This is a genomic window from Pedobacter hartonius (assembly GCF_900107535.1).
GTDB lineage: Bacteria > Bacteroidota > Bacteroidia > Sphingobacteriales > Sphingobacteriaceae > Pedobacter > Pedobacter hartonius.
Genome location: NZ_FNRA01000013.1, coordinates 32,063 through 51,019, shown reverse-complemented (window position 1 = coordinate 51,019; position 18,957 = coordinate 32,063). Strand labels below are relative to the sequence as shown.

Below are 18,957 nucleotides of genomic sequence, written 5' to 3'. Positions count from 1 at the left end.
TTTCTTAAGGTAATGCTGGTTCTTAGTGCCCAACCGCGTCATTGATTACCTGCTGTTCTTTCAGCGCATCAACATTATTTTGATTACCAAAGTTTTGTGTTTTATCAGCAAAGTATTCAAGTATACCAACAATAGTATCCAGGTTATCTGCTACTCTCTGATGCATGTCCGGTAAATCCTTTTCCAGTCTTTTATCACTCAGTTCAATATTATCTACTTCAATTTTCCCAATCTTCTGAATAATTGCTTGTTGTGAGTGCTGTAAGTCCTCTAATTCCCTTACAATTTTTTCCATCAATTCAAACTTCTTCAAAGTATCCATATCATTCAATTTTAAGTTCCTAATTAATTATATCTATTTGTGAATAACCAATTACCTTGCCAATAGTTTGATCGATTTTTTTTATTTACAATTGATTTATGACTTTTGAAGCAGCCGGGCGACATATTTCCCGATGATATCAAATTCTAAATTTACCGTATTACCTACATTTACTTCCTGAAGATTGGTATGTTCAAAAGTGTAAGGAATGATAAATACAGAGAACTCATCAGTTGTGGAATTTACAACGGTAAGACTAATACCATTTACACATACAGAGCCCTTTTCGACGGTTACATTTCCTTTGGCAGCATCATATTTAAAACGGTATTCCCAGCTGCCATCCAGTTCCTCTCTCAGCACACACACCGCTGTCTGGTCTACATGTCCCTGAACAATATGTCCGTCTAACCGTCCGTTCATCTGCATACAGCGTTCCAGATTCACCCTCATGCCTGTTGTAAGGTACTGAAGGTTGGTTTTCTCCAGGGTCTCCTGGATAGCAGTCACAGTATGTGTATGATCTGTCAGTGCGACCACCGTTAAACATACACCGTTATGGGCAACGCTCTGATCAATTTTTAATTCATTACTTAAATCAGATGTAATGGTATAATGGAGGTTTGTACCCTCTTTAATTATATTACTTACTGTACCAAATGTTTCTATAATACCTGTAAACATAATCTATTTATATTTAAGCCGGTTTTTACGCCAGTTATTTTCTAATCCGGACCTGGCCGTTGATGTGGCACCTGAGCTGTTGTCCGGCTTAAAGCGCGTTAATGCTACTATCGCTGCAATCAGTGCCTCATCCTCAGCCCCCTCATCTATCACATCGGGGTTAAAATATTTAGCCACAAAATGAGTATCAAAATTGCCTGAGATAAAGGCCTCGTGTTCCATCACAAACTTACCAAAGTTCAAAGTGGTTTGAATGCCCGTAATGTCATATTCTGAAATAGCCCTTAACATCCTTGAAATCGCTTCCTGCCGGTCGGCACCAAAAGTGATCAGCTTAGCGATCATCGGGTCATAATAAACAGGGATCTCCATTCCTTCCTCAAAGCCATCATCAACCCTTACGCCATTGCCTTTTGGTGTGCTATATGTTTTCAGGGTGCCAATATCTGGCAGGAAATTATGCGCCGGATCTTCGGCATATACCCTCAGTTCTATCGCGTGCCCTTTGATTTTCAGGTCTTCCTGTGTAAAGGACAATACCTCGCCCCTGGCAATCTTGATTTGCTCCTTCACAAGGTCAAGCCCCGTGATCAGTTCCGTCACCGGGTGCTCCACCTGCAGGCGGGTATTCATTTCCAGGAAAAAGAAGTCCAGGTTTTCATCCAGAATAAATTCTACTGTGCCTGCTCCTGTATAATTTACGGATCTGGCCACATCAACTGCACATTTACCCATGCGGGCCCTGATCTCCGGACTGAGTATGCATGAAGGAGCCTCTTCAATCACCTTCTGATGCCTCCTCTGGATAGAGCATTCCCGTTCAAACAGGTGTACAATATTGCCATGCGTATCACCCAGTACCTGAATCTCTATGTGCCTTGGAGACGAAACGTAACGTTCAATAAACACAGCGCCATCACCAAAAGCAGATTGTGCCTCACTTACAGCCATCAGCATCTGCTCTTCGAAGCTCTCTAAATTCTCAACAATCCTCATCCCTTTCCCCCCGCCTCCTGCTGCAGCTTTAATCAGAATGGGAAAGCCTACTTCTTCAGCTCTTTTTTTCGCTTCCCCGATGTCCTTGATCGCCTCGTCCGTACCCGGAACCATTGGAATATTATATTTCAGTGCCGCAGCTTTAGCCGATAACTTATTGCCCATGATGGCCATTGCTTCAGGTGTAGGGCCGATTAAGATCAGTCCCGCTTCGGCTACCATAGTTGCAAATGAAGGGTTTTCCGACAAAAATCCATAACCGGGATGGATTGCCTCCGCCCCCGTTACACGGCAGGCATCGATAATTTTTTCGCCTACGAGATAGGACTGATTTGCGGGGGCAGGGCCAATACAGATGGCTTCATCCGCAAAACGCACATGCAGGGCTTCCCTGTCAGCCTCGGAAAACACCGCTACCGTCTGTATGCCCATCTCCTTTGCCGAGCGCATGATACGCAGGGCGATCTCTCCTCTGTTTGCAACTAAGATTTTATTCATGGTACACCAAATTACGAATTCCTGGCAGGTTTTAGTTCTTTTATAGTTTGAATGGCATGCGCGACCATCTCCGGACTGATGTTCAGATGCGTCACGAACCGGATCGTATCCGGCCCGGTTGTGCCGCATAAAATGCCCTTTTCGTTTAAACTACCCAGTACTGCAGCAGAGCTATACCCTGCGGCCATTTTAAAGATCACAATATTTGTTTCTACCGGCATAACCTCAGCAACATATGCTGTTTCTTTAAGTGCTTCTGCCAGTAGCTGAGCGTGGGCATGGTCTTCCGAAAGCCTGGATACATGATGGTCCAAGGCATAAATTCCTGCAGCAGCGAGAAATCCGGATTGCCGCATACCACCTCCGAAGGCTTTCCGGATTTTCCTTGCTTTATGAATAGTTTCCTTTGAGCCCAGCAAAACGGACCCAATAGGTGCACCCAGTCCCTTAGAGAGGCAAACCGAAATCCCATCGAAATATTGTCCGTACTGTTGTGCCTCATCTCCTGTAGCTGTCAGCGCATTGAATATCCTGGCGCCATCCAGATGCAGTTTTAATCCATTACGCCGGCACAATTCGTAGATCGTCGCGATCTGCTCAAGCGTATAACATGCTCCTCCACCTTTATTCACGGTGTTTTCCAGTACCACCAGGCTGGAATTAGGGTAATGGATATTATCATCATTAATCTCCGGGGCTATTAATTCAGGAGTAAGTATACCTCTGGGGCCATGAAGCAGGCGCACGGATGCCATGGAATGGTAAGCGATACCACCGCCTTCATAACGGTAAACATGCGCCGTCTGGTCACAGATCACTTCATCCATAGGCTGGGTGAAACATTTGATCGCTATCTGGTTGGTCATGGTGCCTGACGGACAAAATAAACCGGCCTCCATATTAAAAGTCCGTGCTAATTTATTTTCCAGTTCCGCAACGGTGTCATCTTCACCATAAACATCGTCACCAACTTTTGCCGCCATCATTGCTGCTAACATGCCCGGTACAGGCAAAGTAACCGTATCACTTCTAAAGTCTGTTTTTATCTGCATGGTATGTTTCTTTGAAACCGTACAAATATTACATTTTTCTATTTTCTTTTCTGACTGAAGTCGAAATTATTATAATAAGGCCATATAAAATTCTTTAATACCTATATATGAGTCATTTAAAATTTAATTATTTGATATCATTAAAGAATATATGACATTTAAACTCTGTTTTAATTTTATTAAAATTTGGATTTTAAAATAACTAATGTAATTTTAGCTTAGTGTTATTTTGACAATATGTACCCAAAAATCACACAAACCGCTGAACAACTGTTGATTACTTAAAAATATAAACTTTAAGTTCCCCGGTATGTTATCCCAATTCAGTCAGAAATTAACCCTGCTGAACTGGACAGAGAGAGAAACTAACCAAATAAGAACGCAGGATCGGATAAAAAAAAACAAAAAGATCATGTGTAATTAATAATGATAAAAAGAAAATCAAATGGAAAAAAACAAATTTGAATTGTCAGGATTATTTACTTTTACCCCCCAAAAAACAAATTAAGATGATAGTTATTGCAGATGGTGGTTCAACCAAAACCAATTGGTGCTTACTTAATGAAGCTGGTAGAAAAATTCATTTTAATACCGAAGGTTATAATCCTTATTTCTCAGATACTGATTACATTGTTGGATCTTTAAAAAAGTCTTTACCAGATCACTTAGAGGCTGATAAACTCAGAGGAGTATATTATTACGGTGCCGGTTGTTCAACTGATGCCAAGAAAAAAATAGTAGGCGATGCCATGGCTCAGGTTTTTGTGAATGCGGAGATCCATATTGGTCATGATCTGCTGGCGTCCTGCAGGGCGTTATTGGGTGATGAACCCGGTTTTGCTGCTATATTGGGTACAGGAACAAACTCCTGTCTGTATGACGGAACCGATATTTCATTGAACATTGATTCCCTGGGTTATTTCCTTGGTGATGAGGGTAGCGGATGTTTCATCGGCAAACGTATTCTAAGTGACTATATGAAAGGCTATATGCCTAAAGGATTAAGAGAAAGCTTCTACGATAATTTTGCGTTAACCAACGAAGATATATTTGACCATATCTACAACAAGCCACTTCCAAATCGTTTCTGTGCTGGCTTCAGTAAATTTTTATATGACTTCAAAGATAACTATGAAGACTATACATTCTCTACTGTAGAATATGCTTTCACCGCATTTTTTGAAAACCTGGTTATTCATTATCCGAACTATAAAGACTACAAACTGAACTGCGTGGGTTCTGTAGGATATAGCTTCAGGGATATCCTGAGCATTGTTGCTGACAGATATGAAATGGGTGTAGGAAAGATCATCCGTTCTCCTATAGATGACCTGGTTGATTACCACATGCAGGCTTCAAAGAAACTCGCAAAATAAAGATACGCCTTTAATTAAATTGTCAAGATCCCAAAGAGATCCCGTTTTTAAAACGAGATCTCTTTACCAAATAACTTTCCGTATTTCCGCTTATCAAAGCGATACAGGGTAGCAGCACGGAAGGATACTCCTTTTTGTTTCTCGTTCAGGTCTTTCAGGACGTTGAAACTGAGCATTTTCTTTCTGAAATTCCTTTTATCCAATTTTTTGCCCAGGATGACTTCATATACATTCTGTAGTTGTGTGAGCGTAAATTTTTCGGGAAGCAGTTCAAAAGCGATGGGCTGATGTTTGATTCTCCTTTTGATCTTCTCCAGGCCCTGGTCAAAGATCTTCTGATGGTCAAACGCAAGCTTGGGCAATTCTTTCACATTGATCCAGTGGGCCTGTTTGGCATAGTTGCTGATCGGCTTCAGGGCTTTGTCGCCCCCCAGCCTGAGCATTGCATAATAGGCTACTGAAATGATCCTCCCCTGCGGATGCCGCCCGATGTCACCGAAGGTATAGAATTGCTCCATATATACATTCTCTATTCCTGTAAGTTCATGCAAAATACGTGAGGCAGACTGGTCCAGGCTTTCGTTTTCACTTACCAGGTTCCCTGGCAGAGCCCACCAATCTTTAAAAGGCTCCTCGTTCCTTTCAATGAGCAGAATTTTCAATTCTCCCTCATCAAATCCAAACAAAATACAATCAATTGAAAAGGTGGAATTAAATTGTGGTAAGACTTCAATCAAAACAATAAGTGTTAATTTTACAATATCTGGTTAATTTTCCCTCATAAATCGTGGCTGTAACTATCAAAAAATAGCTTTTACACATTTTACGAAGTTTATAAATAGTACTTTTTCTACTTTTTGAAAGAGCGTTAAAAGTATGAATTCTCGTAAATGTATTAAACTTTTTTAATAAAATTCATAATGTAACTTACATGTATTTTACAACAAATGATGTAACATTCCAGTCACATAATTGCTTTCTGCAATTTCAAAATGAATCACCTCAGGATGCAGCTCTCCGGTCAAGATATTGTGCTATCTTTGATTTATCCGCAGCATTTAAAAGACAACAGTAGGATCAGACTGTGCATAGCTTATAAAACATAAAACTTTTAAAAACTAAAGCAAATTAATATACTTGCCTGCGATTTATATAAAAAAATCAAAATAAATTACTTAGTGTAAAATTTACACGGTATATTCGTATCCTATAAGATGAGACCAAATATCAAAAATATAGCTGTTTTAACCTCAGGAGGAGATGCTCCGGGAATGAACGCATGCATTAGAGCGGTTGTACGCACCGGCATATACAATGGTATAAATATGTTTGGTGTCTTGCAGGGCTATCAGGGATTGATAACTAATAATATTATTCCAATGGATGCACGTTCTGTGAGCAACATCATCCACATGGGTGGAACAATATTAAAAACGGCACGCTGTTTAGAATTTAAAACTGACGAAGGCATGGACCTTGCCTTTGAAAACCTGAAGGCACATGACATTGATGCCCTGGTTGTGATTGGAGGAGACGGGACTTTTACGGGTGCACGTCGTTTTGCGCAAAGGCATCAGATCAATGTGATCGGTATTCCCGGCACTATTGACAATGACCTTTATGGTTCTGATTTCACCTTAGGTTACGATACGGCAATGAATACCGTGATCGAGGCCATTGATAAGATCAGGGATACCGCAGATGCCCATGACAGGCTGTTCTTTGTTGAAGTGATGGGCCGGGATTCCGGATGTATTGCTCTGCGAAGTGCAATTGCATGTGGTGCAGAAGCAGTGCTGCTGCCAGAAAAAGAGACCAGTATTGATGACCTGGTAAAACAGCTTGGAGCAGGTGCCATCACGAAAAAAACTTCCAGTATAGTCATTGTATCAGAAGGCCACAAACAGGGAGGTGCCTATGATATTGCAAAACATGTAAAGGAAAGGTTCGATCACTACGATACAAAGGTTACTATCTTAGGTCACTTGCAGCGTGGTGGAAGTCCGAGTAGCTTTGACAGGATCTTAGCCAGCCGTTTAGGTTATGCCGCTGTGAATGAATTGCTGAAGGGCAGCACACAGATGATGGTGGGATTAAGGGGAAATGAAATTGCATTAACGAGCCTCGATGAGGCCCTGTCTGAACATAACTTTAAATTAGAAAGCGACCTTTTAGAAATGACTCACGTTTTATCCATCTAATATGATAGCTGTAGTATACAGTGGTACAAAAACCGCAATCTGGAAAATAGCTAAAGACGGTAAAACGATAGCTGAATGCAGTATGCCGGGCATCAACCCTTTTTTTGTTGATCAGAAAACTTTACTACAGCAGCTCAATAAAAAGACTATCCTGATCAATCACGCAGAACAGATCAAGAAGATCTACGTTTTTGCGGCCGGTGCTACCTGCGCTGAAAGAAGAAACGAACTGGCAGAATCCTTGTCGCTCTTTTTCAAATTCAGCAAGATATCTGTTCAAGATGATCTTCATGGTGCCGCAATTGCAGCTTGTTATAATCAACCGGGCATTGTTGGTATCCTTGGCAGCGGAGCGAACTGCGCATATTTTAACGGCCATAATCCCCTGCCCAACAATTTTGGCCTTGGCTTTATCCTGGGTGATGAAGGTTCTGCCAATTACTTGGGAAAGATCATTCTGAAATACTATTTGCAGGAAAAACTGCCAGCTGAACTGCTGAAAAAGTTCGGCACGAAATATGATATTAACAGGGCAGAGATCCTGGAGAGAGTCTATAAGAAGTCATTGGCACAGCAGTTTCTAAGTTCTTTCCTTGATTTTTATATAGAAAACAGAGAACATCCGTATATTCAGCAATTAATTGATGATGCCTTTCAACGTTATGTAAACATATACCTTTTACCTACTTTAAAACAGCATCCTGACAAGGAAGTGCATTTTGTAGGCATAGTTGCAGGAAACTTTCAGGACCGTTTACGTTTGGTTGCAGAGAGAAATAACTTTGAAATTACCACGATTACCAAAGAACCAATATATAACTTACTTAATTACTATTCAAATTAATAATAATGACAAAGATTGGAATAAACGGTTTCGGCCGTATTGGCAGATTAGTTTTTAGAGCTGCTTTAAAAAGAGGTTTAGACATCGTTGCTATAAATGATCTGGTTGAGCCGGATTATATGGCTTATATGTTAAAATATGATTCTACACACGGTCGTTTCGATGGAACGATTGAAGTTGTTGGTGGAAATCTTGTAGTAAACGGAAAAACTATCCGTATCACTGCAGAAAGAGATCCTGCAAACTTAAAATGGAATGAAGTAGGTGTTGAAACTGTTATTGAGTCTACAGGTTTATTCCTGACTCAGGCTGATGCAGAGAAACACATTACTGCAGGTGCAAAAAGAGTTGTTCTTTCAGCACCGGCTAAAGATGATTCAATCCCTACCTATGTAATGGGCGTAAATCACGACCAGCTGACAGCAGATCAAACTGTTGTTTCTAACGCTTCATGTACTACAAACTGCCTTGCACCAATTGCAAAGGTATTAAACGATAACTGGGGTATTGCTGAAGGTTTAATGAGTACTGTACACGCGGTTACTGCTACGCAGAAAACTGTTGATGGTCCTTCTCATAAAGACTGGAGAGGTGGCCGTGGTGGTTTCTCTAACATCATCCCTTCTGCTACAGGTGCTGCTAAAGCAGTAACTAAAGTAATCCCTGCATTGAAAGGTAAATTAACTGGTATGGCTTTCCGTGTACCGGTTTCTGACGTTTCAGTAGTAGATTTAACAGTACGTCTGGAAAGACCAGCAACTTACCAACAGATCAAAGATGCGATGAAAGCAGCTTCTGAAGGTGAATTGAAAGGTGTTTTGGGTTACACTGAAGATGAAGTTGTTTCTTCTGACTTTATCGGTGATGACCACGCATCTATTTTTGATGCCAATGCAGGTATTGCATTGAATGATAACTTCGTAAAAGTGGTTTCATGGTATGATAACGAATGGGGCTATTCATCAGCTTTAGCAAAATTCGTTGAATATTACGGAAACTTAAAGTAAAACCCGTTCATACAGGTTTATATTTGGTTAGAATAGGGATGATTCCGGATGGATCATCCCTTTCATTTTTTATAGCCTTTTTTTAACCCAAAATAAGCAGCAAAAACTTAAAATTGATGCAAAGCCCGCCCGCTTACGGCATATGCTGCAATTCGCGCAGCATTCTGGCCGCTATGCCTTTTACGCAACCATCCATTAAACGTCCATTGTTCCTATCATAACGCTATCGTAAACCTACTCGCTGGGTAGGTCAGGGATAGGTTTGCAATAGGAGTAATATAGGTGTGTACCAGGATTGCCCAAAACTAAACCCGGGCAGTGCTCCTCCCGCTTCCAGCGTCAATTCTTCAGGGTAGTTGATCAATCGCAAATAATACCAGATAAAGCAATGCAAACATCATTGCCGATGTTTGCATTGCTTTATCTAAGATTCAGAATATTACAAGTCTATTTACCTTTTAAAGAGTTTCTGCAGCTTCGATGATCACTTTGGCAACGGCATCCGGTTGTGAAATAAACACTCACCGAAAATCGGTCCTTGCGAGGCTGCCATAAAATTGGTATCAGCTTTACTCAGATCAGCTGCAAATCCGGCCTGAAACTTAGCCTGGTCATAGATAAGTTTAAGTATTGTCAGTGATACTTATATTTTAAAATACTCGACAACAATTCATGTTCCTATTAAAAAATGATAGGGTAACACATTTTATTTGAGAGCATAGTAAACCAGCCTTTTGCTTCAATTCAAATTTTATTATTTTAACGAGGATGCTTTACACTACCTTGTATAAATCCCAATATAAATTTATTGTTTTAAAACCATCGCTCCCAGTGGCGCAATATTGATCTGAATAGAATATTCCCTTCCGTTTGCTGCAATCTGTTCCGGCGCAAAGGATTGTGGATTGAGCTTGCCACTGCCAAAAAACTCCTTGCTGTCACTGTTAAAGATCTCTTTCCAGTTGGCCTTAAAGGGCAGCCCCATTCTATAGTTCTGCCTGTATACCGGGGTCATGTTTAAGATGACAATCAGTGTATCGCCCGCTTTATGCCCTTTGCGGATATAGGCGAAGATAGAGTGATCTGCATCATCTGCACTCAGCCATTCAAAACCCTCCGGAGAAAAACTGAATTCATAGAGCGCCGGTTCCGTACGGTACAATTTATTGAGTGCCTTCACGAAGCTCTGCATTCCACGATGGGAGGCATACTGGAGCAGGTCCCAGTCGAGCGACTTGGTAAAATTCCACTCTCCGTTCTGCGCAAACTCATTCCCCATAAAAAGCAGCTTGGTACCGGGCTGGGTAAACATATAAGCATATAATAAACGCAGGTTTGCATGTTTTCTCCATTCATCGCCCGGCATTTTATAGATCATAGAAGATTTGCCATGCACTACCTCATCATGAGAAAAAGGCAGCATAAAGTTTTCGGTAAAGGCATAGGTGATACTGAAAGTCAGCTGATGGTGATGGTATTTTCTGCCCAGCGGATCGGTCTTGAAATACTTCAGCGTATCGTTCATCCAGCCCATCATCCATTTCATGCCGAATCCAAGGCCGCCATGCTCCACGGAGTGTGTAACCCCCGGATAAGTGCTGCTTTCCTCTGCGATGGTCTGTACGCCTTTAAAATTGGTATATATCGAATCATTCAGGTCTCTCAGGAACTGAATTGCCCCAAGGTTTTCTGAGCCGCCATGTTCATTTGTTGCCGCATCACCTGCTTTCCTGGAGAAATCAAAATAAAGCATAGAGGCCACAGCATCTACCCGCAGCCCGTCTGCATGGAACTGATCCAGCCAGTACATCGCATTACTGATCAGGAAAGACCTTACCTCATTTCTGTCATAATTAAAAATGTAGGATTTCCAGTCGGGATGAAAGCCCTTTCTCATATCTGCATGTTCATACAAATGCGTGCCGTCAAACTTAAATAACCCGTGGGCATCGCCCGGAAAGTGTGAGGGTACCCAATCCAGGATCACTGCAATGCCATTTTTGTGCAGCTCCTCGATCAGGTACATCAGTTCCTGAGGTGTTCCATGCCTGGAGCTGGCCGCAAAGTATCCTGTAATCTGATAACCCCATGATGGGAAATATGGGTATTCCATAATTGGCATTAGCTCTACATGGGTGAAGCCCATTTCAAGCACATATGGAACGAGGCTGTTGGCAATTTCCTTATAGGTAAGTATCCGCTCAGGTTCAGACGGGTCACGCTGCCATGAACCGAGATGCACTTCGTACACAGACATCGGCTGGTTCAGTGCATTCAGCTTTTCCCTGTTCTTCAGCCAGGTTTTGTCCTCCCAGGAATAATCGGTATCCCACACAATAGAAGCAGTTTGCGGTGGATGTTCCCATCGCGTTGCAAAAGGGTCGCCCTTTTCAATGGCTGATCCGTCAAAACCCCTGATAAAATATTTATAGATAGTACCCTTGCCCGTTGCCGGAACAAAACCTTCCCAGATGCCCGAGGCATCAAGCCGTTTGTACAAACGGTGTGATGTTTTATTCCATTGGTTAAAGTCGCCCATTACATACAGGTCCCGTGCATCAGGTGCCCATACCGAAAAATATGTTCCTTTTATCTTGTTGATCTCTACGAGGTGGGCACCTAATTTCTCGTACAAGCGAAAATGCTTGCCCGAAATAAACAGGGCTATATCAAAGTCTGTAAGCAGACTAAAAATCCATACAGGTGTGTCAGTACGCTCAGCAACTATTTCATCTACAGGTTTGCGCTGCTTTGGTTTAGCCATTATCTATGGGGTTATTATTCAGTTTTCAAATTCCTACATCCAGGTTCCGGGTGTTAGTTAAACACTCAGTATTTGTATTTCAGAGAAGTTTTTATTGGATTTAAAGCGCAGAGAATTACGGTCATCAATAAAGTAGTCTTTAATCTCCATCCCATCTACACTTACTTTCTTTACTCCAAAAGGAATGCCAATTAAGTTATAATTATACAATTCATAGTTAGGCGTATAGAGTCCTTCCAGTTTCTGCTGAATGGTCAGGTTGCGCTCAGTACCCTTTACGATGAATTTTTTCTCCGAATAGATATCCTGCTCATAGGCAAATGTATCGCCATGGTCTTCAAAGAAAAATGAATTCACCTCATAGTTAGCGTAATAGATATTCAGCAAAACTTCTTCCACATTTTTCTCGCCCACATACTGCATTACCGGGTATTCCGGAATCACTGCTCCTGCCCTGATGAAGATGGGCATCGTTTCCAGAGGTGCCTCAATGTGATGCTCGTTCTCTCCTGACAGCAGTTCATGTGTCCAGAAATTATACCACTGTCCTTTTGGCAAATAGACGGTCCTTGAAACAGCATCCTTTTCCAGGATAGGGCATACCAGGATCTTATCACCATAGGCAAACTCATCCTGTCTGAAATGGTTCGCCACATTTTCCTGCTCCAGCATCACCAGCGGTCGCAGGATAGGAAAACCATAACGGTGATGTTCCCAGAAGACGGAATAAATATATGGCATGAGCCTGTATCTGAGCTCTATGAACTTCCTGTTGATACTGGTAAAAGGCTCACCAAAACTCCATGGTTCCCGTTCTGCAGTATCACCGGCAGAGTGCGCACGCATGAATGGAGAGAAGGTTCCCAGTTGTATCCAGCGGGTAAAGAGTTCCCCATCAGGCTCGCCGCTGAACCCGCCGATATCCGTTCCGCAAAAAGGGACGCCGGATACGGACATCCGCTGGCATTGTATATTTCCTATTTTCAGATGTTCCCAGCTGGCTACATTGTCCCCGGTCCACACACAGCCATAACGCTGCATACCGGAATAGCCGGCCCGGGTGATCGTGAACGGACGCTTGTTGCGCATCAGTTTTTTCAGTCCGTCATAAGTAGAGCGGACCATCTGCATCCCATAAACGTTGTGTGCCTTGCGGTGCGATCCCCTGAAGCCATCATAGTTATGACGGACATCATTTGGAAAAGTACCGGCACCAAAAACTGCAGGCTCATTCATGTCATTCCAAACACCCGCAACGCCCATATCTACCAGTTCTTTGTACAGGCCACCCCACCACTCCCTTACTGTAGGATTGGTAAAATCAGGGAACTGACATCTTCCGGGCCATACATGGCCTTCCATAAAATAATCGTCGCTTCTTCTGCAGAAGTAATTGTTCTCTTTTCCTTCTTTAAAAACCCAATAGTTGTCGTCTACTTTAATTCCCGGATCAATCATCACCACGGTCTTGAAACCGTCAGCAGCAAGTTCTTTGATCATCTTCCGCGGATCAGGAAAATGCTTTTTGTTCCAGGTGAAACAGCGGTAGCCGTCCATGTAGTCGATATCAAAGTAAATGGCATCGCAGGGGATGTCCCTTGAACGGAACCCTTCAGCTATTTCTTTGACTTTCGTTTCCGGATAGTAGCTCCAGCGGCACTGATGATAGCCCATAGCCCATTTTGGGGGCATAGGATGCGTGCCTGTAAGCGTCTGATAACGTTTAACCACATCCATCATATGCGGACCGTGAATATAATAGTATTGCAGTTCGCCGCCATCAGCCCAGAAACTGGTCTTGTTGTTGTCTTCCCTCCCAAAATCAAAATACGAACGGAAGGTGTTATCGAAAAATATACCATAGGCAGACTGTTCGTGAACGCCGGTATAAAAAGGTATGGTTCTGTAAAGGGGGTCCTGATCCCAGGAGAAGGAATAGGCATCGGTATTCCAGTTCTGGAAATGGCGGCCGCGCAGGTTCATATTGCCCGACTTGTCCCCCAGCCCAAAGAAGTTTTCCTCAGGAAAACATTTTTTTGTCGCAAATACATAATAACCACCAAATTCTGCATTTTCTTCCCAGTGCATTGGCGATGCGTCTTCACTCATGACCAGCTGTGAAAGGTTCTCCGTAAAGGATACATGAAAATCACTTTTCCTGATCTTACAGGTGATCGTATTTGTAGCAATATGGTAAGCATCTTCCAGCTCCGTCATATGAAAAGTGCTCACCTTCTGGTCCACCACAGGAACCGCATAAGAGAAATCACTTAGAAATACACCATGAGGAGCAAGTCTTACCCTGATAATCTCATCACTTACCACCCTCACTTCAACACTTGCTTCTCCGTCTGAAAAGAAAAACCTGTTTCCGTCCTGACGAACATTCTGAACCTGAGTAAGATATTTTTTGACGATCGGCTTAAGATCGAGTACCGGATTATTTAAATGCTGTATAGTTTCTTCTACTATTTCCTTAATGTTCTCGCTGTTCTTTATTTCGTTTCCTTGTTCTTCAAATTCTTCCATAAAAATGGTCTCTGTAATGTGCTTGTATAGTAATATCGCCTTATTGGCATAGCTAAAGTGTTAATTATTATATCAAAAGACAAGGTTTATTTGATATAATTCAACAACGCAAATACACGTATCAGTGTGATCAGAAATGTGAAAAATATGAAAATATACCTACTGGTAAGTATTGCATACCGCACTGATCCTGAATATCTTTAGCCTCAATCAATTCCTTTTTTAACATTCTAAAACCTCTCAAAATGAACAAAATTTTACTACCTTTTATGGTCTTCATCTGCGTGTTTAACTTAAAGCTGACTGCGCAAAGATCTGCTTTCCGCAGTGGCTACATACGGATTGGCATCAATAAAATAGGGGACGGCCTTGATCAGCAGCTCAGTCCGAAACAAAACGTTTTTGATGGCAGGTATGGCGCAGGCACAGGTTATGTTTTTGAAACCGGGCACATCTTTTATTTTGGAAAAAAGTCTGCAGAAAATCAGCCGGTAAATTTTGGTCTCGACTGGACGTATATCTCTCTTAACTATAATAAAATGGACGAATGGGAAGACTACGGCCGGGCAGCCGGTGCAACCGAAATTGACGTTTCGGGCACAAAAACCGCCGCAGCTATCTCCTCAAAACTAGGACCCGTAATTTCATTTAATCCGATAGGAAAACTGGTAATTGATGCCCGTTTTCAGGTAGCACCGGTATTACGTTTCTTTGATCTCGACTATTCACAAAACTACGGAGAACCAAACCAGCAGTCTTTCACCTTTGTGAACTATCAAAAAGAAGAAATGGACGACAGCTTTGAGGCCGAATCTTTCAAAAACCGTATTGCCTTTGGCCTGGCTACCTCTTTTGGCATTACCATACGCCGCAAAGCGATCGGATTTGCAATAGACTACGTTTCAGGGAAAGTAAACAGCTATTACGAAGCTACCGAAGGCAGCCTTGGCAGCAGTGCCGGAAAAGAAAAGATACCAGTGCATAACCTGCAGTTTAAACTGAGCCTCAGCCTATAAGGTCTTCATTACTTTCAATGAAAAACTAATTACAATTAATGCCTCAAATGAAAATACCCGGCGGCTGGACAATCATCCATCCCGCTGGGTATTGTTGGTTTAAAGTGTTTTTGAATGGGTAATGACTTCAACAGCTTTGAGCAGAACACCTCCGTACGTATAAGTATCCTCCTGCGAAATCACCGGTTCAGTGCTGGTTAAAGATTGAAAGATAAACATCACCTATATTTCCGGGCTGAATATCCTGCAATTAAAGATTAAAGCCATATGAAATGTAATACAGCGCACCTACTGCAGGATCACCATAGGAGGTGATATAATACTTATTTAACAGATTTGTACCACCGATTTTAATCATCGAATCTACCGAGGGAATCTTCAGGTTAACCTGTGCATCAACCGTTCCATACGAAGGTACAGGCCCCGATATAAATGGAGAATTCCAGAAATAAGACCCCTGCCAGCGGTAGGCTACATTAAATCCTACATTTTTCACAATATTCTTATTGCCCAGCCCCAGGTTAAAACGGTACTTCGGTGTATTGAAATCGTTCAGATAATCGTTAGGCAGATCATCGATATTGTTGTAGGACACGTTTCCGCTCACATTGTATTTACCGATCAGGTAATCAAGCCCGACCGCTCCTCCATAGGTTTTCACCTTACCATGTGCATTCACAGGCACACTAAAACTAGTAAAGTCTTCCCCGTTATTCTGGTAAACCTGTATTTCGGATATAAAGTTTTCATACGAATTGTAGTAAACATAGGTATCCAGCAGCAGGTTATCAACTAACAAAGCCTTGTAACCAATTTCATATGCCTGTACAGTTTCAGGCTTTATTCCTTTCGGATCAAAGTTATATTTCTGCAGAAGACCGGGATCTGGCATACCTATGGCGTTTGAATTCAGGAATGCACTATAACTTGCTGCCGTGTAGGGTACGTTGGTATACAGCTGATATTTGTTGAGCAGTTCCGGCAGGCCACCGATCAACCGTATTGATCCGCCGCCTGCAGCCAGGTTCAGGTACTGGTTATGCGTAGTTGGATTGCGGAAACCGGTTTGGTAAGAAGCCCTGAGGTAGTGGTTTGGCGCAACGGTATATACTGCAGTGAACCTTGGGGTAAAGCGCCCGTCAAAATTTTCACTTTTATCATATCTCCCAGCTGCGCTCAATTTGAGTTTATCATTAAAGAACCTTTTCCCTATTTGCGTAAAGGCACCAAACTCATCGATACTGATCTTACGGTCCAGATCGTCAAAAATAGTTCCTGCCGATCTTAGCTGGTACTTTCTGAAAGAGCCACCCACCTGCAATTCCAGTACATTGTTCAGCAGGTTGCTGAAATTGTACATGCCTTCATAGTGGTACAAGTTGGTTTTATCGTTAAACCTGGCCCCTGTTCCAGAACTGATCGTATTGTTTATAATCCTATTTTTTGCAGTTTCAAAAGCAGGTGATCCCGGTTCAAACCTTCCTTTGTCTGCCTCTGCACGGGCAATGGCACTTGCCTGCGCATCTGTAACACCAGGGGTTAGTTTGGCCCCTATATAATTCCCTACATATTCAGGAAACCATTGCTGCGAGGCTTTGGATTGTTCGTTGATATAACTGCCCAGGATAGAGGTGATGTAGGAATCACCAGAACGCTCCTGTGTAGTATACCCCCTCAGGAAAAAATCTTCCCCTTTTAACTCCAGTTTATACTGGCCGATAATAAAATTACGTATCGCATAGCGGTCCGAACCGGTGTACAAGGATGTTCCTTTCCCCCAGTTGGCCTGTGCAATGGCTTCTATGGTTTTGTTAAACTTATAATACACTGCTGTTGATGTTTTCAGCGACTGTGCGTTATAATCTGCCAGATCGCGTTCGTTGTATCCCGTCCGGGATACATTTTCATTGGGCAACAGGCCTGGCGTATTGATCCCTGCATAGAAGGGGGAGGTTTGAGGATTGGTACTTAAAAAGCCATTAATCTGTTCCTGACTGGGAACCATCCCGCCGGTAGCATCGCCATACTGCTTAATAAAGGCACTCTGCCCGGCACCAAGTACTGCCTGGGCAACGTTTCTCACATTCTGGCTCACCTCATCCCCATATACATTTACGCCATTATAATTGGGATCAGAATTTCTGTCTCCGGGTTTTACCGTCCTCGAAACGGGGTCATAGTTGCTGTTATTATTCGCAATCCAGTCCTTCGCCTGTAAAAAAGAAAATGTGGTCTTTATCCCAAACTTATTGTTCCAGGATTTTGCCAGGCGTACATCCAGCTGGTCAAAGGGCTGCACGGATGAATTGTCATCATTCACATGATTGATCCCACGTTTAAACTGAAAGCTCACCCCCTGGTACTGGAACGGGTTCTTAGAGGTCATCAGTAAAGTTCCGTTGATGCCTCCTGCGCCATATAACGCAGAAGAAGCACCGGGCAGCAACTCTACATTATCCACATCCAGGTCTGACATGCCAATAATATTGCCAATTGCAAAATTCAATCCCGGCGCCTGGTTATCCATACCATCAACAAATTGGTTAAACCTGAAGTTTCCCGTCGCATTGAATCCCCTGGTAGTGACTGATTTAAATGTTAAGCTCTGGGTACTTACCTCCACTCCTTTGATATTATTCAGTGCGTCATAAAAAGAGATCCCGGGAGTTTCTTTGATGGCCGCAGCACCTATGCGCTCGATGGAAACCGGTGATTCCAGTATCCGTTCGGGTAACCTTGATGCCGAGATCACCACTTCCTGGCCCAATAAAGCAGCAGTTTCCAGCTCTATGGTGATATTATCCTTACTCCCCGTGACCGTACGCTCTTCAGATGCATATCCGATAAATGAGACAACCAGCCTCAGCGGGGGTTTCCTGTCGATATCCAGGTAAAACTTGCCCTGCGCATCGGTCCTGGTCACAAAGGATGTCCCTTTAATACTTATTCCTGCACCAGAGATGGGCTCGCGAGTAGCCTTGTCGGCAACATAACCGCTGATTTTTGTAGATTGTGCATGGGCAAGGCCGGCAAAACAAAGCAGACTAACACAAATCTGTAATTTAAGTAGACATTTTATCATTGGAATTGGTTTACGTAAAAAAATATCTACAAACGTAACTACCAAAGCTCAGATAATAAATAATTTTCCCAATAACCCCCGTTTTTGGGGAGGACTTTTCACTGAAATGCAGCGTAAATTGGTATGTGTTTAATTCAGACTATATCCGAACATGATGAAACAAAAATTTTTAGCCCTGATCTGGATCATCATACCTGACCTGCTGGTCTTTGCTTTGAATACAAAATTCGGAAAAATACCCCCTATTCTCAAATTTCTATACCGCAAATTCCATCGCACCAGGCCTGTTTGAATTTTGGACTAACCGCCTGTTCTTCGACATCTGGAATGATGAGTTTAGCTCTTCGGCACCCCTGATCTTCCCTTCAAGAGACCGCAGCGAAAAACTGATCCTGCGCTATGCCGGCCAAAGCAATAAAAGCTTCCATCTGGCAGCCTTTCCTTGCCACTGTAGTGCTGTGGACGGCAACCGCCTTATTTAAGACATTTCCTAATCATCATCTTCTTGTTACCCATATAACCGGGATATTCTGATTAAAATCATGGCTGATCATCTTACTGATTACTGTGGTTTCAGGAGGAATTC

At 42.5% G+C, this 18,957-nt stretch carries 13 protein-coding genes; 5 read left to right on the top strand and 8 right to left on the bottom strand.

Annotation, left to right across the window (positions count from 1 at the left end; all coding sequences use genetic code 11):
- Nucleotides 1-22: 22 nt before the first annotated feature.
- The 4 genes from BLW16_RS19340 to BLW16_RS19325 form a co-directional block, all read right to left on the bottom strand.
- Entirely contained in the window at nt 23-322 is a 300-nt protein-coding gene (locus BLW16_RS19340) for a hypothetical protein (RefSeq protein WP_090559524.1), read from the bottom strand.
- A gap of 96 nt (nt 323-418) precedes the next feature.
- Nucleotides 419-1,006 (bottom strand): riboflavin synthase, encoded by a 588-nt coding sequence (locus BLW16_RS19335; protein WP_090559523.1) that lies wholly within the window; start codon nt 1,004-1,006, stop codon nt 419-421.
- 3 nt (nt 1,007-1,009) lie between these two features.
- Nucleotides 1,010-2,500, bottom strand: coding sequence for an acetyl-CoA carboxylase biotin carboxylase subunit (gene accC, locus BLW16_RS19330; protein ID WP_090559522.1), 1,491 nt, complete (start codon nt 2,498-2,500; stop codon nt 1,010-1,012).
- An 11-nt stretch (nt 2,501-2,511) separates the two neighbouring features.
- Nucleotides 2,512-3,552: a threonine aldolase family protein gene (locus tag BLW16_RS19325; RefSeq protein ID WP_090559521.1), complete on the bottom strand. Its 1,041-nt coding sequence runs from the start codon at nt 3,550-3,552 to the stop codon at nt 2,512-2,514.
- A 509-nt stretch (nt 3,553-4,061) separates the two neighbouring features.
- Between BLW16_RS19325 and BLW16_RS19320 the strand changes: the two genes are divergently transcribed.
- Nucleotides 4,062-4,928: an N-acetylglucosamine kinase gene (locus BLW16_RS19320; RefSeq protein WP_090559520.1), complete on the top strand. Its 867-nt coding sequence runs from the start codon at nt 4,062-4,064 to the stop codon at nt 4,926-4,928.
- Between the two features lie 47 nt (nt 4,929-4,975).
- Here BLW16_RS19320 and BLW16_RS19315 read toward each other — a convergent pair whose 3' ends face one another.
- Nucleotides 4,976-5,665 carry an NUDIX hydrolase gene (locus tag BLW16_RS19315; protein ID WP_090559519.1) on the bottom strand — a complete coding sequence of 230 codons (690 nt, stop codon included), beginning with the start codon at nt 5,663-5,665 and terminating at the stop codon, nt 4,976-4,978.
- Nucleotides 5,666-6,142: 477 nt separating this feature from the next.
- Between BLW16_RS19315 and pfkA the strand changes: the two genes are divergently transcribed.
- From pfkA to gap, 3 genes are read left to right on the top strand one after another with little or no spacing between them, the layout of a single operon-like run.
- Nucleotides 6,143-7,129, top strand: a complete 987-nt coding sequence (gene pfkA / locus BLW16_RS19310) for a 6-phosphofructokinase (RefSeq protein WP_090559518.1) — start codon at nt 6,143-6,145, stop codon at nt 7,127-7,129.
- Between the two features lies 1 nt (nt 7,130).
- Nucleotides 7,131-7,973 (top strand): hypothetical protein, encoded by an 843-nt coding sequence (locus BLW16_RS19305; RefSeq protein ID WP_090559517.1) that lies wholly within the window; start codon nt 7,131-7,133, stop codon nt 7,971-7,973.
- A gap of 5 nt (nt 7,974-7,978) precedes the next feature.
- Nucleotides 7,979-8,980, top strand: coding sequence for a type I glyceraldehyde-3-phosphate dehydrogenase (gap, locus tag BLW16_RS19300; RefSeq protein WP_090559516.1), 1,002 nt, complete (start codon nt 7,979-7,981; stop codon nt 8,978-8,980).
- An 805-nt stretch (nt 8,981-9,785) separates the two neighbouring features.
- On the opposite strand, the gene glgB is transcribed toward gap, so the two are convergent.
- Together glgB and BLW16_RS19290 are read right to left on the bottom strand one after the other, a co-directional pair.
- Nucleotides 9,786-11,744 (bottom strand): 1,4-alpha-glucan branching protein GlgB, encoded by a 1,959-nt coding sequence (gene glgB / locus BLW16_RS19295; protein WP_090559515.1) that lies wholly within the window; start codon nt 11,742-11,744, stop codon nt 9,786-9,788.
- Between the two features lie 57 nt (nt 11,745-11,801).
- Nucleotides 11,802-14,273, bottom strand: a complete 2,472-nt coding sequence (locus BLW16_RS19290; protein ID WP_090559514.1) for a glycoside hydrolase family 31 protein — start codon at nt 14,271-14,273, stop codon at nt 11,802-11,804.
- A 245-nt stretch (nt 14,274-14,518) separates the two neighbouring features.
- Here BLW16_RS19290 and BLW16_RS19285 point away from each other — a divergent pair, with 245 nt between their 5' ends.
- A complete protein-coding gene (locus BLW16_RS19285; RefSeq protein WP_139298359.1) occupies nt 14,519-15,289 on the top strand; it encodes a hypothetical protein in 771 nt (256 codons plus the stop codon).
- Between the two features lie 250 nt (nt 15,290-15,539).
- On the opposite strand, the gene BLW16_RS19280 is transcribed toward BLW16_RS19285, so the two are convergent.
- A complete protein-coding gene (locus BLW16_RS19280) occupies nt 15,540-18,371 on the bottom strand; it encodes a TonB-dependent receptor (protein ID WP_090559512.1) in 2,832 nt (943 codons plus the stop codon).
- Nucleotides 18,372-18,957: the final 586 nt, after the last annotated feature.

What these genes read in the sequence shown, in the direction of transcription:
- BLW16_RS19340 (WP_090559524.1), bottom strand. Translation starts at nt 322, where the DNA reads ATGGATACTTTGAAGAAGTTTGAATTGATGGAAAAAATTGTAAGGGAA.
- BLW16_RS19335 (WP_090559523.1), bottom strand. Translation starts at nt 1,006, where the DNA reads ATGTTTACAGGTATTATAGAAACATTTGGTACAGTAAGTAATATAATT.
- accC (WP_090559522.1), bottom strand. Translation starts at nt 2,500, where the DNA reads ATGAATAAAATCTTAGTTGCAAACAGAGGAGAGATCGCCCTGCGTATC.
- BLW16_RS19325 (WP_090559521.1), bottom strand. Translation starts at nt 3,552, where the DNA reads ATGCAGATAAAAACAGACTTTAGAAGTGATACGGTTACTTTGCCTGTA.
- BLW16_RS19320 (WP_090559520.1), top strand. Translation starts at nt 4,062, where the DNA reads ATGATAGTTATTGCAGATGGTGGTTCAACCAAAACCAATTGGTGCTTA.
- pfkA (WP_090559518.1), top strand. Translation starts at nt 6,143, where the DNA reads ATGAGACCAAATATCAAAAATATAGCTGTTTTAACCTCAGGAGGAGAT.
- BLW16_RS19305 (WP_090559517.1), top strand. Translation starts at nt 7,131, where the DNA reads ATGATAGCTGTAGTATACAGTGGTACAAAAACCGCAATCTGGAAAATA.
- gap (WP_090559516.1), top strand. Translation starts at nt 7,979, where the DNA reads ATGACAAAGATTGGAATAAACGGTTTCGGCCGTATTGGCAGATTAGTT.
- glgB (WP_090559515.1), bottom strand. Translation starts at nt 11,744, where the DNA reads ATGGCTAAACCAAAGCAGCGCAAACCTGTAGATGAAATAGTTGCTGAG.
- BLW16_RS19290 (WP_090559514.1), bottom strand. Translation starts at nt 14,273, where the DNA reads ATGGAAGAATTTGAAGAACAAGGAAACGAAATAAAGAACAGCGAGAAC.
- BLW16_RS19285 (WP_139298359.1), top strand. Translation starts at nt 14,519, where the DNA reads ATGAACAAAATTTTACTACCTTTTATGGTCTTCATCTGCGTGTTTAAC.
- BLW16_RS19280 (WP_090559512.1), bottom strand. Translation starts at nt 18,371, where the DNA reads ATGATAAAATGTCTACTTAAATTACAGATTTGTGTTAGTCTGCTTTGT.